The following is a 23,503-nucleotide window of genomic DNA, read 5'->3' as shown; positions in this document are numbered from 1 at the left end:
CGGCGTCTCCGCTCGAGCTACGAGCGCGGTTCGTCCCGGAAGTACGCTTCGCGTTCGAACGGTTCGTCCTCGCCTTCGACGCCGGTCACGTCGAGGGCCGTCACCTCGGCGTCTGTCTCGAGCAACCCGGCGAGACTCGGCTCCGTCCGGCCGTCGTCGCTGCTGATGAGTTCCTTGACGTAGAGGCCGCCCGCGCCGTGAAGACGGACCTCGGCCCGCGTCGGCTCGAGTAGTTCGCCGCCGATCTCGTAGACCGTCCGCTCGCGGGTGAGATTCGCCCGTCGATGATCGACGCGCTGGGGGGTGTACTGCTCGACCGTCGCCCCCGTGAGTTCGGCGAGCGCCGCCTCGAAGTCGCCTGCCTCGACGGAGTCGGCGAACACGACGTCGGCCCGGTAGCGCTTGCTCGCGTCGTGTTCTTTGACCCGCTCGACCATCTCGTACGTTGCGAGCCGGAGCCCGTCGACCTCGACTGCGCCCTCGGCGGCCTCGTTGATCTCGGCTTCGAGTTCCGAAGGGTCGGGATCGCGCGTCTTCGGGCGCTTCACCTCGAGGACGAACGGTCGTCCCCCCTCGAGCATCCGGGCGTCGACGTCCTCGCGGCCGGCTCCGTGGAAGGTGCCCTCGTCGCCGTCCATCGCACAGACGACGTGGGGGCGGACGACCTGCTCGACGCTCGTGTCGTACATGTAGCCCGAACCGCCGCAGTGCTCGCAGGGTTCCTCGCCGTCGTCGCCGAGTTGGACGCCGCTGCCGCCACACTCTCGGCAGGGCCACTCGGTCTGTGGAATGTCCCGCTCGAGTTTGCGGTAGCGGCCGTAGACGAACGCCGGATTCACCTGGACGTCGACTGCGTGACTCGTCACCTCGCCGGACTCGATGGCCTCGAGCGGATCGAATCCGGCGAGGTCGATCACGGCGAGGACGTCGGGGCGATCGAAGTCGACGTCGGTTCCCGTCTTCGCGCCGACGCGGCGGCCGACCTCTCGATTGACTTCGCGTTTCATCGACTCGCCGACGTCCGGCTCGAGACCGGCGTCCTCGCGGAGGAGCCGCTCGTTTTCTTCGACGAGCGGCGGCACTTGCGTTCCAACCTGGTAGGTCTCGAACTCGACGCCTGAGAGGGCGTCGACGACCGTCTCGGCGATCGCGTCGAACGTGCCACAGTACCCCTCACAGACCCAGCAGGTGTCGGGGTCGGTCGGTTCGAAGTCCTCGTCGTCGGCGAGTGCGACCGTCGTTCGCAGCGCCCGACCGCGTTCGGCGTTGGTCAGCCCGAAGCTCCTCTCGGCGAACGGGCGGCCGAGACAGGAGTCACAGACCGCTCCCGTCGCCAACAGCGCGCGGGCGTCGTCGATGATCATGTCCCGAGCGTGGGGGGCCGTGCGTAACACGTTTTCTGTTCCCCGATACTCGGGCCATCCCCGAGGTCCGGTCGGAGCCAGGGGTTTCCAGTACTCGAGGGGGTGTTCCGTTTCCCCGGTGTTCAAATGGGTGTGGTCCTAGCCGTGGCGTATGCAAAAGCCCGAATTGAGTCGCCGCGGCCTCCTCGCTGCCGCTGGCGGCGGTCTCGTCGGTTCCCTCGCCGGCTGTGCACAACCCCAGCGCGACAGCGCCGTCGAGGGCGGCTTGTCGGCGGAGATCGACCGCGACGATCACGCCGAGGGATCGACGTACACCGACGTCTACGACGCGATCATCGACTCCGTGACCCAGGTCCGCGTCTTCGGCGTCGAGGATCCGCTCACCCAGACCGAAGGTCGCGGTCAGGGATCCGGCTTTCTCTACGATGACCGCCACCTCGTGACCAACGAACACGTCGTCGCCGACGGCGAGGAAGTCGACCTCCAGTACATCAACGGCGACTGGACGGCGACGAAACTCGTCGGCGTCGACCGGTTCAGCGACCTGGCCGTCCTCGAGGCCGACCACGTTCCCGACGCCGCGACGCCGCTTTCGCTGACCGAACAACGGCCCGTCGTCGGACAACAGGTGCTCGCGATCGGCAACCCCTACGGCCTCGAGGGATCGATGTCGGCTGGCGTCGTCAGCGGCGTCAACCGGACCCTCGACGCGCCGGGGCGGCGCTTTTCGTTCCCGAACGTGGTCCAGACCGACGCGGCCGTCAATCCGGGCAACAGCGGCGGGCCGCTCGTCGACCTCGAGGGGAACGTCGTCGGCGTCGTCAACGCAGGCGGCGGCAACAACATCGGCTTCGCCATCTCGGCCGCTCTGACCGAGCGTGTGGTACCGGCGCTCATCGAAGACGGTGAGTTCGAACACCCATTCATGGGGATCACGCTGGCGACGGTCGATCGGCTGATCGCCGAGGAGAACGACCTCTCGGAGGCGGGAGGGGTTATCGTCGTCGACGTCCTGCCCGACGGCCCCGCCACCGGCGTCCTCGAGGGCTCGGATCGGACGACTACCCGCCGAAACGAGGAGATCCCGGTCGGCGGCGACGTCATCCTCGAGATGAACGGCGAGCCGATCCCCGACAGGCACGCACTCTCGACGTTTCTCGCCCTCGAGACCAGCCCCGGCGACGAACTCGAGTTGTTGCTCCGACGCGGTCGCTCCGAGACGGTGGAGACGATGACGCTCGCGGCTCGTCCGGAGTAGTCGTCGCTCGCACCGGCGAGAGAGGGCGCACAACGCCCACCCCGTGACGGGTGGTCGCGTCACCGTCGACGATCGACGCGAGTGCGTCCGAAATTCGATATTACTCGATCGTAACGGGAAACTACCGTTACAGTCGGCCCGTAAGACCGCCGGACACGTCACGCAAAGACGAACTCACTGACGTGGAAACGGTGGTCACGATCGACGCCGGGCGTACGAGCGCCATCGTTGCCCAGTCCGGTAATCGATCGATAACAATGGGGTCCAATCGGGTAAATTCGATCGGCGCATCTCGCCTGTTACCATATGACACACGATGTCGAATCACGGACCGACGAACTCGACGACTCGAGTGCAGCCCTCGATCACGTCGTCGTCGAAAACGACGACGCGCCGAACGAATGTGCGATCTTCCCGAAGGCGGCGAGCGAGGATCGACTGCTGACCAACTGGCTTACGGCTCACGGGGACTCGTTCGTCTCGCTCGAGTCGATGCGATAGGCCGCAGTATGCACATCGGCGACTCCGCGACCGCTGCAGGCTTCTGGATCAGCACGCTCCTTCCCGTCGCCTACGTTCCCGTCCTCGTCGCCGGTATCGACTCCGTCGGGAGACTGTCGCTGTTCCTCGGACTGCTCGCGGTTCACGCCCTCGCACTCGTCGTCGGGCACGACTACCCGAAGTCGCGCCCGCAGTGAGCGTCCCTCCTCGTCTTTCGTCTTCGGCCAGGCCGAAGAGCGCGGACTCGAGTCGGCAACCGAAGGCCGTCTCCCCAACCGCTCGTCCTTTAAGTGTCTCTGGTCACAAGATGAAGATATAGTAGGGAAACGCCGTCTACGACGGCGGCGTTCCAGTTCGTTCTCACGATGACATCCGTTCCAGCGACCGTGATCGACGCCGCCGACGAAGAACTCTCGGCTCTCGAGTCGGATCACGACGTCGACGTCGTGCTGGCGGCCGCCCGGGGTAGTCACGCGTGGGGCGCGGCCGGCCCCGAAAGCGATTACGACGTCGGGTTCGTCTTCGTCCAGTCGGACCTCCGCCGGTACGCCCACGTTCGCCAACCGCCGACGACGATAACGTCGGAAGCCGATCGCACGGACGTCGACCTCGAGTTCCAAGGGTGGGACGTCCGTACGTTCGCCCGGTTGCTCGCCGACTCGAACGACGGCGCGATCGATCTCCTTCGGAGTCCGATCCGCTACCGGAGCGCGTACGAGCCCGACGAACTGGCGGCGTACGTCGAACGGACGGTCGATCCGATGGACCTCTATCACGCCTGGCGCGGGATCGCGACGAACAACTACCGGAAGTACGTCTCCCACCACCTCGTGCGAAACGACGACGAGACGGTTCCCATCCTCGAGACGACCGACGACGGCTACGTGGTCGAGGCAGGCGACGGGACGACGACGGTTCCGGCCGACGACGAACGATACGCGGAGACGCAGACGCGACCGACCGTCAAACGAAACCTGACGATCACCCGGGCGGCGATGTACGCACGCTACCTGTGGGCGACCGGCGAGCGCAGCGAGCACGAGCTCCCCGAACTCGAGTTCGATCGCTTCCTGTCCGAGCAGGCCCCGACGGTGTTCGACGCCGAGCGGATCGACCGCGCTCACACGTTGCTCGAGCGAAAGCGCCGGGGAGAGGGCGCCGAAACGGTCGGCGACGCGGTCGGGCGCGCGTTCGCACACCCACCCGTCGAAATCGATCCAGAGATACACGCACGCGACGGACCGAACCCGGCTCGACTCGACGCGTTCGTCGACGGGATGATCGCGACGGCTCGAGCCGACGACGGTCGCTCGATTCTTTAAGTGCTTCTGGTTACAAGGTGAAGCTACGAAGGGCTTTTCGCGGCATCTCACATCGGGAGCATCAGCGCTGCCCGGTCACTCATCCGATTATCGGCACCTGCCGATTACTGTCCCCTCTGACGACCAGCGTCGGGTAGCCAACGGCTTCGCTCCGCGTTTCCCATCCGACAGCCGACACGTGACGTCCCGTCTGTCGCGAAACGAGCGAGCATTTTTCACTCTCCCCCGCCGAACCACCGACGAGATGAGAGACGACGGTGTCGATCCCCGATCCAACCCGGAAGGGGGCGTCGCACTCGAGCGCCCTCGAACGCCCGAACGCGAGCGTCGCCTCGAGACGCGCCCTGGCTCCGGATCGCTCTCCCGGGCGGACGTCCAGCGTGACTCGACGGTCCGCCGGTGGGGCGTCGTCACGCCGAGTGCGACCGTCATCGGCCGCGCGGAGTCACCCGACGGCGATCTCTCGGAGAACGTTCGCCGCCTCCACGACGAACAACACGCGGCGACGCCGGGCTACAGCGAGCGCGCACACCACCTCGACCGACTGCGCACGACGCAGGCGCTGTGTAACGCCCTCGAGGTGACACCGTGGCAACGCGACCTCGCACTCGGCGTGATGGACGAGATCGACCTCACCGAGTTCGGAAGCCAGCGCGCGATCGAGAAGGTCGCGCTGGTGGTCATCAGACACGTCGTCGACGTCGACCGGCGGACGTACTTCGGCCTCGACGACATCGACGTCGGATCGCTGTCGGCCGACCGAATGGACGACCTGTTCGGTCGCTACCGCGCCCACGACATCACCGACGAACCGGCGTTTACGCGGCTGGCCGCCCAGTACGGCCTCGACAAAACGAATCTCAACCGGCTCCGGCGGGTGTTGAAGAGTCAACTCGACGACGAGCTACCCGCGTACGGCCGGAACCCCTACCGTGATCCCAACCTGCCCGAGTCGTCCACAACCGACCCCGAGACCGGCACCGACAGCACGACCGGAAGAGACGACAACTGACGGGGTTCTCCGGAACAGCCTCGCTGAGTCGACGGCCGGATCGGTCACTCGAGTTTCTCGAGGCCGTCGAAGAAGTTCGTTCTCGGACCGACGAGGGTGACGGGGTCGGCCGCAAGCGAGACCGAGACCGTCGCAGGCGACTCGAGTTGGTGGCGATTTCGTCCGTCGCTGATCGCATACGCCGTCTCGGCCCCCGTGACAGCGAGTTCGAGTTCTGCGCCGGGATCGACGACGAGCGGCGGCATCGAGTCTTCAGCCGCCATCTGCGTGACGACGAGGGCGTCGGCCGTCGGGTGGACGAGTGGCCCGCCCTCGCTCAGATTGTACGCCGTCGAACCCGTCGGCGTCGCGACGAGGACGCCGTCGGCGTGGCCGTCCGCGTACCGCGTGCCGTCGACGCGAATCTCGATCGTCGCCCCGCCACCGTGGCCCCGTCGGGGCCCGTGGACGACGATCTCGTTGAGCGCGGGTTCGAGCGTCCATCCGTCGCCACGCGCCCGGAGTCGCTCGAGGGTTCGTCTCTCGAGTGGATCACCCCGCCGGAGTCGGTCGACGAGATCGGTGACGACGTCGACCGCATCGGCTGGTGAGACGGCGTTTAGAAAGCCGACCTCGCCGAGGTTTACCCCGAGGATCGGCGTCGATCCGACCTCACGGGCGACGAACAGCAGCGTTCCGTCGCCGCCGATGCTCACGACGAGGTCGGAGTCGGCCATCTCGGTCACCGGAACGGACACCACGTCGATCGCGTCGCCGGTTTCCTCGTCGACGGCGACCGCGACCGAATCAGATTCGAGCACGTCGAGAAGCGCTTCGGTGAGTTGCTGTGCCCGCTCGTTGCCACGTTGGGCGACGATTCCGACGTCGACGTCCATCGTCGGCGGATACCCGTTCCGGGGTCAAAAAGCCACGCCTCTCGAGCGCCACGGCCGGAAACGACATTACGCCGGCTGAACACATTTTAGACGAGTGAACGATTCGTCACGGACGGTCACCGTCTCCCGTACGCTCCGCGCTCGGACGGAGACGCTCGAGGCGCGGACAGCTTTCGGTCAGCAGCGCGCGTACGTCGCGTGCACGGACGCGACAACTGCCGGAGGCTGCCCGTGACCGACCACGACGACTGGTTCGAGCGGGCGCTCGCCACAGAAGGCGACGATGACGACGTGGCTGACGGCGATACGGGCGACGCAGACACTACCGCGGAGACGGGCGATCGGGAGGAGACAACCGGTGAACACGACCGCGGGGATGAATCGCACGACACCGAGATCGACCTCGAGTTCGTCGACGAGGGCCACGGAGGGGGTCCCGAGACCAGCGACAGAGGCCACGGCGGGAAACGCAGCGAGGACGACAAGAGACGCGAGACAGACAGCGACGAATCCGATAGTAACGATAGCGACACCCTGTTCGACGAGGACTTCGGCTCGGCACTCGAGAACGCACCAGCCGCCACCGGTGGTGGCCAGAGCGGTTCACCCGCCGGGTTTTCGGATATCGACTTCGAACTCGGCGGTGACGACCCCGACTTCGAGGAGGACCCCGACACGGATCTGCCGCGGATCGATCTCGGCGTCGACGGTCTCGACCGGATGATCCAGGGTGGCGTCCCGGAGCGATCGCTCATGGTGGCCATCGGGAGCGCCGGTACCGGGAAGACGACGTTCGGGCTCCAGTTTCTCGAGTGCGGCCTCCAACAGGGCGAACAGGCGGTGTTCATCGCCTTAGAGGAGAGTCGGGAGCGTGTGATCAACAGCGCGACGGAAAAGGGGTTCGCCTTCGACGAACACGTCGCGGATGGTCGCCTCGCGATCGTCGACTTGAATCCCGTCGAGTTGGCTCATAGCCTCGGATCGATCGGGTCCGAACTGCCGACGCTCATCGAAGAGTTCGGCGCTTCACGACTCGTCCTCGACTCGGTGTCGTTGCTCGAGATGATGTACGACGACCAGGCGAAACGCCGAAACGAGATCTTCAGCTTCGCTAAGAGCCTGAAAGACGCCGGCGTCACGTCGCTGTTGACGAGTGAGGCCGCAGACGACAATCCCTACGCCTCCCGCCACGGGATCGTCGAGTACCTCACCGACGGCGTCTTCGTCCTGCAGTACGTCCGCCCGAACGACTTCCGGGAGACGCGACTCGCGATCGAGATCCAGAAAATCCGCGACGCGAACCACTCGCGGGAGAAAAAGCCCTACGAGATCACCGGTGAGGGGATCTCCGTCTATCAGCAGGGAAACCTGTTCTGAACGATACTCGGCGCGAGCGATCGGTAACGTTCGATTGTCAGCCGTTCGCACCCCATACTTTTTTCGAGCCGTTTGCCACACCAAACCATGGCCCAACGGACGACGGCCGACGAGACGCTCACGCGCGAGGAGGTCGCAACGTACTTCGAACACCTCGCTACGGCGTTCGGCGGGGACGAGGGAACGGTCCGCATCAGAGTCGGAAACAAGACGGTCGACCTCGAGCCCCCGGACGGCGTCGACCTCTCGGTCGACGTGATCGAACGCTCGACGATGTTTCGCGGGAAACGCGAGAGCGTCTCGATCGAACTGAGCTGGAAACCCTGACCTGTCGGCGTTCCTCGTCGGAACGATTCACCCCACTCGCGGGGTCGACACCCGTTCCCAGCGAGTCGAATCGATAGCGAAGTTCTTGTCCCTTCGCGCGAGTAGTGGCACCTAGATGTACGATACGATCCTCTTTGCCACGGACGGGAGCGACCACGCCGAAACCGTCACAACTCACGCGATCGACGCTGCGACCACCCGAGATGCGACGTTACACGTCCTCTCCATCGTCGACGATCGCGCGTTTCTCGTCCTGGGCGACGACCGCGTCGAGGCCATCCGCGACGACCTCCGTGCGAACGCACTCGAGGCGACCGACGAGGCGGCGACCCGCGCCGACGAGGCGGGTCTCGAAGTGGAGACAGCGATCGACACGGGCCACCCCGCCGAGTGTATCGTCGACTACGCCGACGAGATCGGTGCCGACCTGATCGTCATGGGAACGAGCGGCGACGACTACGAGAACAACGTCGTTGGCAGCGTCTCCCAGCGCGTCGTCCGAACCGCGTCGGTCCCGGTGACAACCGTCGGACCGGACGTCGACGCCTGAAACGGCTCGCTTCCGGGGGTACCGGCAGTCGGGTTTTCCGGCACTGGCACAACGCGAGGCGCGGCCAGGCGGGTCCCTGACGTACGTCGGACCGCAGACGTCTCGAGAGAGCGAAACGACGGCGCTATCGTTTCGATCAAATTGATATGTAAGGCGTCGCTAGTGCGAGTGCATGCGCCGCTCGATCGTGATCGCGACGGCTCTGCTGGCGGTCGCGTTTCTGCTTGTCGGCGGTCCCTCGCTTCTGTTCTCGCCGTCGACGGAGGAGATCACACCGGAAGAAAAAGAGCGGGCCGAACCGGAGATCGTCTCGTTCGAGGACAGCGATAGCGGCTTCTGGCCGTATCTCAACTCCAAGGAGGCCCACGAGAAACGAAGCCCGCTCAACGTCGTCGTCCGCGGCGACACCGACCGCGTCGTCCGCTTGTTGGCACGACACGGCGAGGGCGACTGGGAAGAAGCCGAACACGACCACTTCGAAGCGGAAGAGCTCTTCGAGCCCGGTGGCCCCGAGAACGGTTCCGCGATGGATCCCGACGGCGATGGAGAGGCGAACACGACCGTCGACGAGGTTCGTCCCGTCTCCCCGACTGACATTCCGTGGTCCGAAGCGGACGGAACGACCCGATACGCCTACGTCGATCCCGGCCCCGACGAGGACACGTACTGGACGACCGAAACCACGCAACTCGAGGACGGCGAGTACTACGGCTACCGGTATCACATTCGCCTCTACGAGAGTCCGAACCCCGACGACCGATGGGTCGTCATGCAAACTCACTCCGAACACTTCGACTGGTTTACCCTCCGACACCGAGTCGACGGCGTCGAGGACGCCCAGTCGCGACTCGAGGCCGACCTGATGGCGATCCCGAGCGTGGACATCCAGGAGGACGTCCAGCGGATCTACCTCGACAACGCCGGCCCCTCCGACGCCGACGGCTGGGCTACCAAGGTCGATCTCGCCGCCATGGCGCTCACACCGGTCGCGGTCGGACTCGCCGCACGTCGGAGACGCGACTCCCGGACCGAGCGGGCGGGAGGCCCACTGCGAACCGAGCGAGCCGGCGTCCTCGAGCGAGCAGAACACGAGGTCGACGGGAAGCTGAGCGACTCCGACCGCGCCCGTCTGGCGGCCGCCTCCGCCCGCCTCGAGGCGCGACACCTGATCCTCGCGGGCACGATCCTGACGATCGTCCTCGGCGTTCGGATCGCCGGGATTGCCCTCGATCGTTCCGCCGGCTTCCTCTCCGTCCACGCGATCGCCGCGTTGTTGTACCCTCTCATTGCACTCGGACTCCCCATCGCGACCTACGCCATCGCCGGCGGGCTCGAGCGCCGGCTCGACGCCGCACTGGCGGCGTCGGCCTCGCTCGCCGTCGCGATCTGGCTCGACTACGGCCTCCTCGGCGTCGACGTCCTCCCGATCGACGTCGTCTTCCAGCGGGCGCTCGTCGTCGTCGCCCTCGGACTGATCGCCGGCGGCGCGGCCAAACGCGCGACCCGCGACTCGAGAATAAACGACATGGTCGTCGTCGGCGTCGCCATGTGGACGCTCGTCCTGGTCGGGACGCTGTTGGGCTACCTGTAGTCACAGTGGCGTGTATCGGAAACGGTTCGCGTTGATTTCGAAACCGATCAGTTCGAGCGATACACCGTTGTTCGGGCGTTACACAGGTAGGATTTTTTTGATGGCGCGCTGGACTGCGGTGAGTCACCGACGAACCGCAGACCAACTTCGCGAGGGATGAGAGAGGGAACGACGTGACCGAGCGAATCGGCTGGGGAGGGAGTGGTTACTCCTCGTTGCCACGCGAGTCGAACGCTCCTTCCTCCCTCGTTATAGCGTGCTATCAGAATCTCACGCGCCAGCCTCCATCTTTCGGACGAGTTACCTGTTGCAGAAAACGGATGTGCCGGCCGGACTCACTCTGTTCGTCTATCGACCTTCGCCTCGCTTCGCTCGGCTCAGCACCGGCGCGCTCGTCATATCTTCCTCGCGTGCCGAGGATCGCAAATCCGTTGGATTTGCTCACCACCGGCGTGTATAGTATTCGAATTTACTGCATCGACACATTTCAACGTAGTGCTCTCGAGCGGTCTCCGGACGAACCGGGACGATAGATTTACGTTCGTCCACTTTTTTCCGGAGACGCGAGCCTATTAGGACAGGCAGACCGTATCGACGGTCGATGATCGACCTTCGCTTCTCGGAGGAGGAACTGGAACGACGACGCGAACACATCCTCGAGTTCGTCCGCGACAGCGTCGACGCCGCGGGTGCCGACGGGGCCGTGCTCGGGCTCTCGGGGGGGATCGACAGCACGCTCACGGGCTACCTGACCGTCGAGGCGCTCGGGGCAGAGAACGTCCACGGCCTCGTCCTCCCGGCGACGGTCAGCAGCGACGAGAACATGAGCGACGCCGAACGCGTCGCCCAAGAACTCGAGATCGGCTACGACGTAATCGAGATCGAACCGATCGTCGACTCGCTGCTCTCGGTCTACCCCGAAGCCGAGGGTGACCACGTGGCCACCGGTAACGCGAGAGCCCGCATCCGCGGCGTGCTGAACTACCTCGTCGCCAACCACGAGAACCGCCTCGTCGTCGGCACCGGCAACCGAAGCGAGGCCGCCGTCGGCTACTTCACCAAGTACGGCGACGGCGCCGTCGACTGTCACCCGATCGGAAACCTCTACAAACAGCAGGTCCGTCAACTCGCCCGCCACGTCGGCGTTCCCGAAGACCTCGCCGCGAAAACCGCTACCGCAGAACTCTGGGCCGACCAGACCGACGAGGACGAACTCGGGATCGCGTACGACACCCTCGACGCCATCCTCGCGACCCACGTCGATGGCCCGCTGTCGGTCGCCGCCACCGCCCGCGAACTCGAGGTCGACGCCGAGACCGTCGAGATGGTTCGCGGACTGTACGAGCGGAGCGAACACAAGCGCAACGCGCCACCAGCGCCCGAACCGCTCGAGTAAGACGGTCCGTCGCAATCGCTGTGATCGAAGGACGACCCCGGTCGCTACTTCCGACCGTTCCGCCACTCGCCGGCGAGTAAGCCGTACCAGTACGTATCCTGATGCTCGCCGTCGGCGAACCACGCGTCGCGATGGACGCCCTCCCTCGAGAAGCCAATCGACTCGAGCAGTCGCTGTGAGGGCTCGTTGAACTCGAAGACGCGAGCCTCGATCCGGTGGAACCCGAGCTGGTCGAAGCCGTAGGCGACGACCAGTTCGGCCGCCTCCGTCCCGTAGCCCTGCTCGTGGTGGTCGGGCGCGAGCCAGTAGCCGATCTCCGCGCGCCGTGCCCGCCAGACGATCGAATTGAAGCCGACGATCCCGACGCGCGTTCCGTCGACGTCGACGAGAAAGTCGATCGTCTCGTCCCCGCAGACGACCTCCTCGAAGAACTCCTGTTCTTGTGCCTGGTTGACCGGCGTCCGTCGGCCGATCGCCCGCCAGATCCGCGGGTCGTTGATCCACTCCTGGAGGAACTCGAGGTCCTCTTCCTCGATCGGACGGAGGGTGACGCGATCGCCGGAGAGAAACGCGGGTGTGGTCATAATCGTCCATTCCTCGAGTCGTACAAGAGAGTTCGTGTGCTACGGTACCAGTTGACAAAGTCTAATTCGCTCCGACAGGATACCCGTCGTTCCAGCGGACATACTGGTTTCGCTGCGCTCACAGGAGGGAAACTCCAGGCCAATCACAGCAGACCGTCTCACTCGAGCACCGCGTCGACGTCGTCCGCGTGAGCTGCCACGAGGTCGCCGAACGCTCGAGCCTCACGTCGTTCCTGCGTCTTGCGGTCGCCGTCGTCCCGAATCCGACGTTTCAGTACCGCACAGGCGTCGAGGGCGTTGTCGGCGATCTCGAGTGCCACCGTCCGGGGGTCGTCCTCGATCCGCGAGATCAGCCCCAGTCGCAGAGCCTCTTCGGCGTCGACGACTCTCCCCGTGAGTGCGAACTCGAGGGCGTCGCCCTCCCCGAGGATCTGTGGCAGGCGGACCGTCCCGCCCCAGGCACCGAACAGTCCGAACGTGACGCCGGGTTCGCCGTAGGTCGACGCCGGCGTCCCGACCCGAACGTCGCAGGCGAGTGCGAGTTCTAGCCCGCCGCCGCGGGCGGGGCCGTCGATCCCGGCGACGACGACCGCCGGCGACGCCTCGATCGCGCTGGCGACCCGCTGGCCCAGACGGGCGAACTCGATCGCAGCTTCGCGGTCGCCGTCGAGCGCAGCGACGGCCTCGAGATCCGCACCCGCACAGAACGCCGGGCCGCGCCCGCGGAGGACGATCACCGATTCGTCGGCGTCGGCGATCGCCTGCTCGAGCGCCTCGAGGCCGTCGACGGTCAAGGCGTTTCTCGCGGCGGGACGGTCGAGCGTGACGGTGCGGATCGATCGGTCGGCGTCGACCTCGACGTCGATCATGACTCGAGTCGATCGAGCGTTTCCAAAGGTCTTTGCTTCCCCCCTCGTAAGATCCCGCTAATGGAAGAGGCCGACGACTGTCGGCGTGCCGCCGTCGAAGCCGTTGCGGACGTCGAACCACCGCGGTTGCACGATCTCGTCGAAACCATCCTCGAAGACGCGTCGATGGTCCCCGGCGTGCTCACGATCGAGAGCGCCGGTGTCGCCACTCGCGAGACGACCGCCGGAATCGAGACGCGATCGGACAGCGAGGACGCTGTCCGCACCGATTCGAGCACGGAAGGTGTACTCACTCACGCCGCCGGCGTCCAACTCATCTACGAGGGACTACGACTGACCCGAACGCTCGCCCACGAGGAGCCCTGGCACGATGACGGCGAACCCCACGACGACGGAAACGGGGACCTCGAGATCCTCGCCGCCGACATCCTCGTCGCCCGCGGGTTCTACCTGCTCGCCCGCACAGACGCCGCCGGAAAGGCCGTCCGCACGGTCCAGGCGTTCGGCCGCGATCAAACCGAACGTGACGACCTCATCCGCGCCGACGGACCCGGCGGCGATCCCGCCGACCTCGACGCGAACTTAGAGCGCGACGTCCTCGAACTCGCCGTGCTCACCGGCGCGGCCGCCGCAGACGAGACGCCCTCGCCGCGATTGCTCTCGACCGCCGACGATCTGGCCGACGACTTCGCGCCGTCGTTCCCACCGGTCGAGAAGTGCCGCGGCGCGTTCGCCCGTTTGCCCTCCGAGCGCTCGCTCGAGGACCACACCACCGACAGAGCCACTTCCGCGACGGATCCGTGAGCGACTCGCGCAAGCGAACCGTCCCCACGCCCGGCGGCGAATCGAAACCCATAAAGACGACTCGAGTCAACGAACAGTTGCGCGCCTGGGTAGCTTAGCGGTAAAGCGCGTCCTTGGTAAGGACGAGAGCCCGGGTTCAAATCCCGGCCTAGGCTTGATACGATTCCTTCAACGCTCTTGTGTAGCACATTGTTGATAGAGAGCCGTCTTGCGATTCTATGGTGAACTAACCGAAACTAAAATCCGCTCGCTGGGCGATCAAACGATCAATTTCTATTCAGTTCCTTGATGGAAAACTGTATCAACAATCTCCTACAGAAGAGCGTCGAATAAATCGATTAGAGTACAAATACCTCGAGTCTGACGCTGCTACCGTAGCCGTCACTCGTGTACCTCCGCTCCCGTCCGGAAACTCGTGAGCTCGTCGATGCGGTCCTCCAGGTCCTCGATCTCTTGGCGTAGCTCCTGGGCTTCTTCGCCTTCTGTCGCTGCGAGTTGGTCTTTGAGACCTTGTAGCCGCGTCTCTTTGACCTCCTCGTCTACCTCGGCCTTTCGAACGTACTCGCTTTCGTTGACTTCGTAGACGTCGCTCTCGGCCAGCTCTGTCACCTCGAGCGCGTCGTCAACCTTGTCGCGGTCCACACCCATGACGCGCTCGGAATCGATTCCAGCGTCCTCGAGCGCCGCAAGCACTTCCTCGTCGTCCCTGAGCGTACGATTTCGCCGAGTCGTCCGCTGGACAGAGCCGAACGAACCGTTGATGGGTCGATCGTGATGGAGACGATTGAGGAGCACGTCGGCGACATCCTGACGGAAACTGTTGGCGTTGCGCTGCACGTCCGAGAGTAGGGTGTACAGATTGACCAGCGCCTCCGTTTCCATCTCCTCCAGCGTGGTTACGTCGTGGCGTTCGAGCGCATCAACCAGCAGGAGCGCGTCGGCGTACACATCGAGATCGGGCTCCGTCCGGTCTTCGGTCTCCGGCTCGGTTTCGGCCTCGAGCAGCTGTGTCGCTGTCGGCCCATCGGTCTCGACGATCACGCCAGCATCCTCGTCGATCTCGAATCGAGGATGGAGGCTCCACACCGCCGGGTAGGGATCGGCATCGGGCGGGAGCCGATCGAGCTGAAACCCGTTCGGTGCATCGGTGATGCGCCGGTACAGCGTCTCGAACTGATCGCGCTGGAGTGGTCGCTGTTCGTCTTTGTCCTCGAAGCTGATGATGACACGTTGCTCCTGTACGTCACTGATCCGGAACCGATTGTGCGATAGGGGCGTGACGAGCGTCGCTCCATCCGGGAGATCATCGAGTTCGTCGAGAAGCGTGTGCCAACTCACACTAAACGGCATAGTAGATGAGAAGTGGTCGGAACGCAAAACCGTACGGGATGTATCCAGACCGTTCATCGTTGTGGCCGTCGAGGCTGTCGACATCCTCGAAATCACGTCCCTCCTGTCGTCATTTCATCGTGCCTTCAACACGGCGAGTATTATGGACTAGGTGGCCCAATAGATCGATATGGAACAACGGTGGGACGGATTTGCGGCTGACATTCGATCAGGTGATTCCGAGCAGGTTACCGAGACGATCGACGAAATTGAGGAGTTAGATCTCGAGGAACGAGTTCGATTGTTCGAGACCTGCTTTGACGAGTTGAGCTCCATCTACGCCCAGAGCGATGACGGATACGTCCGACAGTCGACCGTCCGGGTTGCAGAACGACTGACGCCGGGGATCGCACTGGTGTTCGCCGTCGCCGAGAGCGATCGATCGATCGAGGCAGATGTGGACACCGTTCGCCAACAAACGGACGAAATCGGTGGATTCCTGCTGGAGGCACTGACCGACGAGGACGGTCGTGTCAGGCAATCGGCCAAGCGCGGGCTGAAAGATGTGTTCAGAACCTACGATTCCCTCGAGGACGAGGAGACGATCGAGGCGTTCGCCGTCGAATTGGACGAGATGGCGACGGAGTACTCGGATAAACGCCGAAAGCACCTCCTCGAGGCGAAAGAGGACGCCGAGTTTTTCCTCCAATCCGGCTTCGGACGGCTTCTCGAAGGGTTCCAGAAAGAATTCGGCGACTCGCTGGAAAAGTAGGACGAGCTATCAGGACCGCTGAAATGCGTCGCGTTTCCCGGTATCTCGTATGCCTTCACCGGTCCGTTCGACGAACCCGTACTGCTCGAGATACTCGTATCGACGTTCGATCTCTTCTTCTGAAACGTCTAACGTCGACGCGAGTTCGCTGACGGATTTTGCGGTGTCCTCGTCTAACTGTAACCGGAGTTCGTACCCGTTCATGTACCGTTGGTAGTACTCCCGGACAACATCGTCAAGGGGTGTTTGGATACCTTCGTTCTGATCGAGCCGTTCAAGCGATTCGGAGACCACTGTGACAAATTGCTCTCCTCCCAGAAGGTCGACCTGGCGTTCGATCTCGTCTTCGATCACATCGAAGTCGAGATCTGTCTGGACGAGTGTCGCCATGTCTCCGATATCGTCCGGACGCTCTGCGACGGCCTTGAAGAGGAAGATGTCCTCGAACGAAACGAGCCCGACTGAGAAGGACTCGTCCGAAAGAAACGCCTCACTCCGCGCTTGCATTCCGTCGCTGAAATACAGCTTATCGGCAATCTGTCGATAGAAGACGTCGAACTGACAACCGGCATCGTTTCGAACGCAGTGACGCGCTCCTAATCGATCGTACTCCTTACCGAGATCGGTAACTTCCTCGTAGCCGAGGTCATTGAGTACTCCCATTAGCCGGCGAAGGGCGGCCTCATCCACAACGACAAGATCGATATCTTTGGTCGTGTCCTTGAGAGACGGCTCGTGAAGTGACATTGCGCCACCGCCGATGAGATAGGCATCAACATCCGTCTGGAGGTGATCTGCGATTTCCCGGAGCTCGGCCTCGATATAATTACGACCGAATCGTTCACGAGAGCTCATACAGTGATCTCATAGTCTCTGGCCGTTTGTTTGAAGTCTTCCCATTCGGGCAGCTGCTCAGTTGTTGTCGTTCCGTCTGTTTCTAAGAATTCGAGGAGTTCATCGACGATCGCGCGCAGGTCGGTCGTCGCTTCGGGGAGATAGTGTTCAGCACGTTCCCGCAATACCGTTCGCTCGATGTCCTGCCGTTCCATCAATAAGAGACAGTACGTTCGGTAGCGGGGACCGTCATCGATCAGCAGAGTGTGACAGACTAATTCTGCGGGAGTAATCTTGGAGAGTCGGTCCGTCCGGAAGTAGTGTCGTCGATCTCTGGTGAGAAGCGGAACATCGAACGCTTCGAACAGGGCAGGCCCGGTTAGGTAAAACCCGTCGGCAGTAACGTCACTGTCGCAGGCGAAGAGGAATTCGTCGTGTGTTTCCCAGATAAAGTTGAGTCCATTCGCGTGTCGCTCTGCTTCGCGACGATGTTTCTGGTGGAGCAGTCCTCGAGCGATCGGGGCCAGCACTGCAAACGGATCGTTGAGACGATACTGGGACTTCGATTTCCCAACGACACCAACGCGCTGAAAGTCATCTAACCGGCGGTATATCGTTGCCTGACTAACACCACTTAGTTCGGCCAACTCGGTTGCGGTCCGTCCTCGATCGAGATAATAGAGCACGAGTAACCCAGCGCCAGCAACGAGATCGGGCAGATTCATGTGGCTATACTCCGTGAGAAGTCCCTCGAGTTGCTGGATTGGTTCGATATCCGTCGGAGAAACCAACTTTTGCCGACCGCTTTGCTTGGTTTGGACGTAGCCGTAGGCTTCTAATTCGGAGACAATACGTGAGGTGTGACCAGCGCTCCAGTCGAGTTGATCAGCAAGCGTACTGATACCCACTTCTGAACCACTCCCCACTACAAGATGTGATAATAGACGAAAGTGACTCTTTTCTACCATGTGGTCTCATATTACGCAAACAATTTATAAAACCCTTTCGTGATTTGAGATTATATGGTTAGGATCCAATAGGTTAAAATTCGAATGTTACTGATAGCGCATCTATTCAATAGTTAGCGGCTTTCGTGATGGAAACTGCTGACACTAAATTCCTCGATGGTAGCAAGCACGTGGGACAGAACCCGGAGAGGGTGAAACCGATTCCAGGCAGGATGATGAGATGGGGGCGTCAACGTTTGCACGTCGTCTGACCCACTGCGTGATACCTTGATATTATCTGCGTCAGGAGGATGTGTCCACCGAAGGAGTGGGGAGCCACCGTTCTCACGGTCCGTCTGATACGTGATGACGAAATCACTTGTCTCGTACCATCGAGCCTCGAGAATGCCAGGTGCTGTTGACGAAACCTGATCACTAACCGTTGCGCGTACCAGATGCGGGTGAGTCCTGCATGGCTCGAGGCTGGCGTTCTCGATCGCCTCGCGACGACTCAGAAAACGGTGAATCACCCGCAAGGATTCCCTATCCGGGTTGGTGTCCCATCGCTTGATCGTCGGGACGTGGTTCGTGGTAGTCATTTCGACTCAGACGACGTTTGGTCGTTGGTGTGGGTCTCAACGAACGGCGATATCAGACGACCGTCGTTCTGTTGGAGTTGACGCGCTGCCTCGTAGAGGCGGATATCGCGCTGAATACCGTTCCATGTACCGATCGCCTGCATCAGTTCGTGTGTTGGCCGGTCACTGTTTGATGAGTATATTGAGGCGGTATCTGGCCCTTCAGCACCGAACTCTTCTTTGAGCTCGGTTTCCTTCTCTTCTAGTTCACGAACCCGCTCAGCGATCTCTTGGACCGAATGATCGTCCGCAATCTGGTTTACCTCTCGCCATTCCAGATACGCATCGTCCCGACGGAACATGAGAGACCAATGTGAACTTCGACATTCGGCGATCCCCATCTGATTCAGGCGTTTCAAATGCTTCTTTGCGGTATTAGGGGCGCATCTGGCGACCTCAGCAATATCACTGTGTCTCGTGAATTCAGAAATTCCCAAAATCGCTTCGTAAACTCGTCCAAACGCGTCGTTTTCCGTTTCCCATGAATCGCGGATTTGGGTGACAACGTCATCTGAAGGTTCCATACTACCTGCTATCCGACTGTCGCAAACTATTTTTTGGTTTCGCAATTATCTGGCTTCACTAATCTATATTAACTCAAGGACCCTCGTGCTGAGTGTGAAACACGCATCGGCTCTTGAAGGAAACCCACGTTTGCTGGCCCCCGCATTGACGACCAGTAGACCACTCACAGAGCCGAGAAACACTTGATACCGTAACCGGCAGCACGACAAACTCAAGAATATGTCCACAGATACGACCAGCATCCGCTCTAGCGAACGCATCGCACGCAAATCGACTGCTCAGACGGAGGGAGAGCAATGAGTAGCCAGGAACCGATCACTGAAGTGAGCCGCTATGCGGACCGAAACACCGAGTTCCTGTCTCGGGTTCTCGCTTACGGTGACACAGAGGCACGAGCGTATGCTCTGGCCCTCCTCTCGAACGGTGCCTCAGCTGAGGATATCGACAAGATTCAAGCAGAACTCGATCGGATACGACGGAACCTCAAGTAATGGCGCTACTCGTCCGAGAGGGACTCTGCGAACGCCTGTGCGTCTTCGAGGATATCGGGATTGTCGTCGACGATATCGGAGAATTTTCTCGCTTGCTGGATGTCCTCGAGGAACTCCGGATTTTCCTGCGCGAGCCGGAAGACTTGGTCCCGGACCTCTTTCTGATCGTCTTCGATCGATTCGATCGCGCCGTACTCGAGTGGTTGATTGCACCAGACGCACGTTTCCCGATGTCGCGGTGTCTCCTTTTCACACCGAGGGCACTCGACCGGCCCGATCGGCTCGGGCTCCTCCTCTTCGACTTCGAGACCGTGGAGCCGAGCGTAATCGGCTTCGGTGTCAGTCCCGAAGCGAGCAACGTAGTGGGCGGTCGCGTCACTCCCACGCTTTCGTCCCTGGCGATCCTCGATGAACGCTTGATTCACTTCATTCCGTGCGAGGAAGGTCGCGTTGGACTTTCTGAAGTTAGTCGGTGTGACCGATTTGGTAACACCTGCTCGATCAGCGGCGTCTTTGAAACAGTTCAGGAACTGCCGATAGCTGATCTCATCAGCTGTGTTCAACTTCGACCAGAGCGGTGCAGTGCTATCGTCTGGTGCGGGATGATCACTGAGCCACCGCTTGAGATACGGTACACAGGGGATAAGGTCAACCGAGCGCTGTCCGGTCTTCCCATCGACCCAGATTCGGAGTCCGTGTTCGCCATCGGTCACGTCGCCGACCGAAAGGTTCCGAAGTTCGTCCGCTCGAGGTCCCGCGTCGAACGCGACGGTAATGAGCGCTGCGTCGCGAGAGTTTCTCGTTGCATCGACCATCGGCAGAATATCTTCCTCCCACTCGAGCATGTCTGCTGGGTCGGGAACGGGATCGTGACTGCTCGAGGTTCCGGATGGTATCCACTCGATACTCGCGGGGTAGTCCCCGCCCTCGGTAACACGTTTGCCAAAGACGCGAAGCGCCGTTCGGTAGTCGTGATTTGTGTACTCGTTGTCGTACGTCCGGTTGATCCAGCGAAGGATCTCCTTTGCGGCGTCCTCGTCCTCGAGTGCCGCGGCGAGTTCCCCGCCTTCTTCGGCCATGATGGTGCAGTGGCGGAGGAGTTTGTTGTGACGATGGTCAGAATATTTGGATTTGAGGAGGTCAATCTCGTCGCTGAATGCGATGAGGAGTTCCTTATCTCTCTCACTGATGTCATTAGATTCCTGGATCCTTTCGTGCAAGTTCGTGATCTGTTTTCGGATGTCCGGCATTTTTTGATTGAGGTATCTTTAATAAGGGAGACATTGAACCTTTCGTCTATGTCCCGGCCTAGGCTCTTCTCGTGAACCCACGCTCGGACCGGGAGGTTTGGCGTGGCATCCGGGCTGCCATGAGAACCAGCAAGAAACCCTCGAGAGAGCACGATACTCGCTCGTGTGTCGGTGTACACGACGTAGTTCTATCACGTGGGAAGGAGTGACAGTCGATACGGGAGGGTGTTAGACGTCGACGTATTGATCGACCCACTCCTGTCGGCGCTGTAAGACCCGTTGACCTTTCGGCGTCAACGCGTAGTAGTTCGTCCGCCGGTCCAGTTGCCCCTTCTCGACGAGTTCTTTCTCGACGAGGGTGTCGAGGTTCGGATACAGCCGACCATGTGTGACCGGTTGGTCGATATACCGGTTGATGTCGTCGAGGATTTCCTGTCCAGACGGCCGGTCTTTTCCTGCGATCACGTACAGCAAGTCGCGCTGAAATCCAGTTAGTTGATCCATGGATCGTCCTCTGAATACCGACGTTCACCGATCTGTGGTTTTGTTATAGAGCAGGTACACCACCGACCGTGTCCGAAACGAGTGCCGGAGAATCGTACACCGGCGCATTCCCTACCGGTAGCTGGTGCGTTTCCGACCCGCCCACGTGACGGGACGCTTTTGAGGATCATCAGCGTACGGACTCCTATGACGGCAGATCCGCTCGCCTGGGAGACCCTCGAGAGCCGGGTAGCGTACAGTTGTCCTGGCTTCGATATCGTTAACGAATCCGTTCAGCTTCCCGACGGGACCGAGACCGAGTTCGACTATCTCTCCGAACCGCCGAGCGTCTGCGTGCTCCCGTTTACCCCCGACGGCGACGTCGTCTGTATCGAAGAGTGGCGACAGGCCGTCGACCGAGTCAACCGCGGACTCCCCGCCGGCGGCACCGAACCCGGCGACGACGATCTCGAGGAAGCAGCTCGTCGCGAACTCGCCGAGGAGACGGGCTACGAGGCCGATCGGCTCGAGTCGCTGGTCACTGTCGAACCGGCGAACGGAATCGCCGACGCCGTTTTACACGTGTTCGTCGCCCACGGCTGTCGTCCGACGGCCGAACAGCAACTCGACGACGACGAGAGTATTCGGGTTACTGCGATTCCGTTCGACGAACTCCTCGGCTCCCTCCTCGAGGGCAATATCCGCGACGGTCGGACGGTTCTCGCGGTCTCCTACTATCGTCTGTCCACCGAGTGAGTTCGCCGTCGATACGGTCGAAGCACGGTACCGATCACTCGGGTTTCGAGTCGGGGGCGAACGGACGGGTCGGACCTCCGATCTTCCGGAGGCAGGGAACGCGTCAGCAACCGCCCGCCGCCGACAGCGGCTGCCGGTTACCGATCGTACCGTGCCGACCGCAAACGGTGGATGCCGGTCGATGGTGAACCGGCGATACGTCCCCGCGTCGATCAGTTCAGGATGGCGATCGACTGTTGTTCGTCGTTGTCGTCGTCAGTGACGTCGTTGTCGTCGTCAGTAACGTCGTTATCGTCGACATCGTTGTCGTCTTCCTCGACATCGTCAGTAACCTCCTCTAACTCCTGCATGTCACCGATAGTCACGGTGTCTGCGTTCATGTCGTCGATCGACATCGACGTTGCGGAGGCCTGTGTGACGGTTTCGGTCGTCGTGTCGTCCTCGTCGTCGGCGTCGTTGTCGTCAACGCCGTTATCTTCGTCGTCGGCGTCGTTATCGTCAACGCCGTTGTCTTCGTCGTCGACGCCGTTGTCGTTCGTCATGGCATCGTTATCTTCGTCGTCGGCTTCGTCGTCGACATCGTTCTCGTCGACCTCGTCATCGTCCGCTTCCTGGAGGGTGTCGATGGTCATCGTGTCGACCGAGACGTCGTCGATGTCGAACTGCTCGATGGTGAGATCGTCGATCTCCTGCGTGGTCGCCTCGTCGTTCTCGTCTTCGTCGTCGACGACGCCGTCGTTCTCGTCGTCGATGCCGTTCTCGTCGTTTTGCTGGTCGTCCTCGTCAACTGCAGCGTCGTCCTGGTCGTTCTCGTCAGCCGCAGCGTCGCCCTGGTCGTTCTCGTCGTCCTCGTCACCGTCAAACAGCCCCTCGAACCAGCCGGTGATCCGATCGAGGACACCTTCACCCTCGACCGTCAGGTCGTCGATGACCAGGTTCTCGGTGTTCATCTCTTCGATAGTGAGGTCCTGGACGACGAGTTCGTCAGCGTCCTCGTCGATGAGGTCCTGACCGTTGGTTTCGTCGCCGACTCCGTTGTCGTCCTCGTCAACGTCGTTCTCGTCATCGACGCCGTTATCATCGTCGTCGACGCCGTTGTCGTCAACTCCGTCGTCTTCGTTCTCGACACCGTTCTCCTCGTCGGCGTCGTTGTCGTTCTCGTCGACGTCGTCTATCTCGTCTTCCTCGAGGTCGAGGTCAGTGAACGAGACGTTCTCGAGTTCGAGCTGGTCGATCTCCATGTCGGAGATCGTCACGTCCTCTGCCTGCTCGAGGTCGTCAGCGCCGTTCTCGTCGTTCGCATCGTCTTGCTGATCCGCGGTTTCGTCGTCCGCATCAGCCTCGATGTCGTCGTTCTCTGCCAGTTCCTCCTCGAGTTCCTCGGAATCGAACTCCAAGGTATCGGCGTTCAGTTCCTCGATCGTCGCGTTCTCGACGGTGACGTCGTCGAGGTCGAGTTCGCCGACCTGTACGTTCTCGAGTGTCGCGCTCGTGTCTCCGGTGTCGCTCGCGCCAGCCGTCGCACCGGCGAGGGCAGGACCCCCCGCAAGTGCGACCAGTAGGGCGACGAACACCACACCGATTGCGTGCGTTCGTGAAGCCATTGCGCTCCGGTCTACAGCTCATTTCGGGCTAAAACATCTCGACT

Annotated in this window: 25 protein-coding genes and 1 tRNA gene; 15 read left to right on the top strand and 11 right to left on the bottom strand. The window is 61.9% G+C overall.

Annotated features, from left to right (window positions below):
* Window positions 1–17: 17 nt before the first annotated feature.
* On the bottom strand, window positions 18–1,364 hold the full coding sequence (locus FYC77_RS04310; RefSeq protein WP_149080275.1) for a tRNA pseudouridine(54/55) synthase Pus10: 1,347 nt from the start codon (window positions 1,362–1,364) through the stop codon (window positions 18–20).
* Window positions 1,365–1,515: 151 nt separating this feature from the next.
* On the opposite strand from FYC77_RS04310, the gene FYC77_RS04305 reads away from it, so the two are divergent.
* From FYC77_RS04305 to FYC77_RS04285, 5 genes are all read left to right on the top strand, one after another.
* Complete coding sequence (locus tag FYC77_RS04305; RefSeq protein WP_149080274.1) at window positions 1,516–2,622, top strand: S1C family serine protease; 1,107 nt, start codon at window positions 1,516–1,518, stop codon at window positions 2,620–2,622.
* Between the two features lie 306 nt (window positions 2,623–2,928).
* Window positions 2,929–3,123: a DUF7511 domain-containing protein gene (locus FYC77_RS04300; protein ID WP_149080273.1), complete on the top strand. Its 195-nt coding sequence runs from the start codon at window positions 2,929–2,931 to the stop codon at window positions 3,121–3,123.
* A gap of 8 nt (window positions 3,124–3,131) precedes the next feature.
* Window positions 3,132–3,320 (top strand): hypothetical protein, encoded by a 189-nt coding sequence (locus tag FYC77_RS04295; protein ID WP_149080272.1) that lies wholly within the window; start codon window positions 3,132–3,134, stop codon window positions 3,318–3,320.
* Between the two features lie 168 nt (window positions 3,321–3,488).
* The gene (locus FYC77_RS04290) at window positions 3,489–4,445 is read left to right on the top strand and encodes a nucleotidyltransferase domain-containing protein (protein ID WP_149080271.1); all 957 of its coding nucleotides are present in this window, start codon (window positions 3,489–3,491) and stop codon (window positions 4,443–4,445) included.
* A gap of 244 nt (window positions 4,446–4,689) precedes the next feature.
* Window positions 4,690–5,457 (top strand): DNA-directed RNA polymerase subunit epsilon, encoded by a 768-nt coding sequence (locus FYC77_RS04285; protein WP_149080270.1) that lies wholly within the window; start codon window positions 4,690–4,692, stop codon window positions 5,455–5,457.
* A 44-nt stretch (window positions 5,458–5,501) separates the two neighbouring features.
* Here FYC77_RS04285 and FYC77_RS04280 read toward each other — a convergent pair whose 3' ends face one another.
* Window positions 5,502–6,332 (bottom strand): NAD(+)/NADH kinase, encoded by an 831-nt coding sequence (locus FYC77_RS04280; protein WP_149080269.1) that lies wholly within the window; start codon window positions 6,330–6,332, stop codon window positions 5,502–5,504.
* Between the two features lie 225 nt (window positions 6,333–6,557).
* Between FYC77_RS04280 and FYC77_RS04275 the strand changes: the two genes are divergently transcribed.
* From FYC77_RS04275 to FYC77_RS04255, 5 genes are all read left to right on the top strand, one after another.
* Window positions 6,558–7,709 carry a KaiC domain-containing protein gene (locus tag FYC77_RS04275; protein WP_449406743.1) on the top strand — a complete coding sequence of 384 codons (1,152 nt, stop codon included), beginning with the start codon at window positions 6,558–6,560 and terminating at the stop codon, window positions 7,707–7,709.
* Window positions 7,710–7,796: 87 nt separating this feature from the next.
* On the top strand, window positions 7,797–8,036 hold the full coding sequence (locus FYC77_RS04270) for an amphi-Trp domain-containing protein (RefSeq protein WP_149080268.1): 240 nt from the start codon (window positions 7,797–7,799) through the stop codon (window positions 8,034–8,036).
* A gap of 115 nt (window positions 8,037–8,151) precedes the next feature.
* A complete protein-coding gene (locus FYC77_RS04265) occupies window positions 8,152–8,586 on the top strand; it encodes a universal stress protein (RefSeq protein ID WP_149080267.1) in 435 nt (144 codons plus the stop codon).
* Between the two features lie 172 nt (window positions 8,587–8,758).
* On the top strand, window positions 8,759–10,177 hold the full coding sequence (locus tag FYC77_RS04260; RefSeq protein WP_149080266.1) for a hypothetical protein: 1,419 nt from the start codon (window positions 8,759–8,761) through the stop codon (window positions 10,175–10,177).
* 601 nt (window positions 10,178–10,778) lie between these two features.
* On the top strand, window positions 10,779–11,573 hold the full coding sequence (locus FYC77_RS04255) for an NAD+ synthase (protein WP_149080265.1): 795 nt from the start codon (window positions 10,779–10,781) through the stop codon (window positions 11,571–11,573).
* Between the two features lie 44 nt (window positions 11,574–11,617).
* Here the strand turns inward: FYC77_RS04255 and FYC77_RS04250 are convergent, their stop codons facing one another.
* Window positions 11,618–12,157 (bottom strand): GNAT family N-acetyltransferase, encoded by a 540-nt coding sequence (locus FYC77_RS04250; protein ID WP_149080264.1) that lies wholly within the window; start codon window positions 12,155–12,157, stop codon window positions 11,618–11,620.
* A gap of 158 nt (window positions 12,158–12,315) precedes the next feature.
* Window positions 12,316–13,026: an enoyl-CoA hydratase/isomerase family protein gene (locus FYC77_RS04245; protein WP_149080263.1), complete on the bottom strand. Its 711-nt coding sequence runs from the start codon at window positions 13,024–13,026 to the stop codon at window positions 12,316–12,318.
* Window positions 13,027–13,086: 60 nt separating this feature from the next.
* Here FYC77_RS04245 and FYC77_RS04240 point away from each other — a divergent pair, with 60 nt between their 5' ends.
* Window positions 13,087–13,830 carry a DUF7114 family protein gene (locus FYC77_RS04240; protein WP_149080262.1) on the top strand — a complete coding sequence of 248 codons (744 nt, stop codon included), beginning with the start codon at window positions 13,087–13,089 and terminating at the stop codon, window positions 13,828–13,830.
* An 83-nt stretch (window positions 13,831–13,913) separates the two neighbouring features.
* A tRNA-Thr gene (locus tag FYC77_RS04235) sits at window positions 13,914–13,985 on the top strand.
* A 226-nt stretch (window positions 13,986–14,211) separates the two neighbouring features.
* On the opposite strand, the gene FYC77_RS04230 is transcribed toward FYC77_RS04235, so the two are convergent.
* Window positions 14,212–15,180 (bottom strand): DUF2800 domain-containing protein, encoded by a 969-nt coding sequence (locus tag FYC77_RS04230; RefSeq protein ID WP_149080261.1) that lies wholly within the window; start codon window positions 15,178–15,180, stop codon window positions 14,212–14,214.
* 169 nt (window positions 15,181–15,349) lie between these two features.
* On the opposite strand from FYC77_RS04230, the gene FYC77_RS04225 reads away from it, so the two are divergent.
* Complete coding sequence (locus FYC77_RS04225) at window positions 15,350–15,931, top strand: hypothetical protein (RefSeq protein ID WP_149080260.1); 582 nt, start codon at window positions 15,350–15,352, stop codon at window positions 15,929–15,931.
* A gap of 9 nt (window positions 15,932–15,940) precedes the next feature.
* Here the strand turns inward: FYC77_RS04225 and FYC77_RS04220 are convergent, their stop codons facing one another.
* From FYC77_RS04220 to FYC77_RS04210, 3 genes are all read right to left on the bottom strand, one after another.
* Window positions 15,941–16,786 carry a DUF6036 family nucleotidyltransferase gene (locus FYC77_RS04220; protein WP_149080259.1) on the bottom strand — a complete coding sequence of 282 codons (846 nt, stop codon included), beginning with the start codon at window positions 16,784–16,786 and terminating at the stop codon, window positions 15,941–15,943.
* Window positions 16,783–17,733 carry a winged helix DNA-binding protein gene (locus FYC77_RS04215; protein WP_149080258.1) on the bottom strand — a complete coding sequence of 317 codons (951 nt, stop codon included), beginning with the start codon at window positions 17,731–17,733 and terminating at the stop codon, window positions 16,783–16,785. The genes FYC77_RS04220 and FYC77_RS04215 overlap by 4 nt, the downstream gene beginning before the upstream one ends.
* Before the next feature lie 574 nt (window positions 17,734–18,307).
* Window positions 18,308–18,874 carry a DUF7342 family protein gene (locus FYC77_RS04210; RefSeq protein ID WP_149080257.1) on the bottom strand — a complete coding sequence of 189 codons (567 nt, stop codon included), beginning with the start codon at window positions 18,872–18,874 and terminating at the stop codon, window positions 18,308–18,310.
* Window positions 18,875–19,171: 297 nt separating this feature from the next.
* On the opposite strand from FYC77_RS04210, the gene FYC77_RS04205 reads away from it, so the two are divergent.
* Complete coding sequence (locus FYC77_RS04205; protein WP_149080256.1) at window positions 19,172–19,366, top strand: hypothetical protein; 195 nt, start codon at window positions 19,172–19,174, stop codon at window positions 19,364–19,366.
* A gap of 5 nt (window positions 19,367–19,371) precedes the next feature.
* Here the strand turns inward: FYC77_RS04205 and FYC77_RS04200 are convergent, their stop codons facing one another.
* Both FYC77_RS04200 and FYC77_RS04195 read right to left on the bottom strand, forming a co-directional pair.
* Complete coding sequence (locus FYC77_RS04200; RefSeq protein ID WP_238386782.1) at window positions 19,372–20,445, bottom strand: tyrosine-type recombinase/integrase; 1,074 nt, start codon at window positions 20,443–20,445, stop codon at window positions 19,372–19,374.
* A gap of 399 nt (window positions 20,446–20,844) precedes the next feature.
* On the bottom strand, window positions 20,845–21,120 hold the full coding sequence (locus FYC77_RS04195; protein ID WP_149080254.1) for a PadR family transcriptional regulator: 276 nt from the start codon (window positions 21,118–21,120) through the stop codon (window positions 20,845–20,847).
* Window positions 21,121–21,306: 186 nt separating this feature from the next.
* Here FYC77_RS04195 and FYC77_RS04190 point away from each other — a divergent pair, with 186 nt between their 5' ends.
* On the top strand, window positions 21,307–21,855 hold the full coding sequence (locus FYC77_RS04190; RefSeq protein ID WP_149080253.1) for an NUDIX hydrolase: 549 nt from the start codon (window positions 21,307–21,309) through the stop codon (window positions 21,853–21,855).
* Between the two features lie 212 nt (window positions 21,856–22,067).
* Here the strand turns inward: FYC77_RS04190 and FYC77_RS04185 are convergent, their stop codons facing one another.
* Window positions 22,068–23,459, bottom strand: coding sequence for a hypothetical protein (locus tag FYC77_RS04185; protein ID WP_202911771.1), 1,392 nt, complete (start codon window positions 23,457–23,459; stop codon window positions 22,068–22,070).
* Window positions 23,460–23,503 lie beyond the last annotated feature (44 nt).

The organism is Natrialba swarupiae, assembly GCF_008245225.1.
Classification (GTDB): Archaea; Halobacteriota; Halobacteria; order Halobacteriales; family Natrialbaceae; genus Natrarchaeobius; species Natrarchaeobius swarupiae.
The sequence above is the reverse complement of the archived record's forward strand: the minus strand, read 5'-3'. Positions and strand labels throughout refer to the sequence as shown.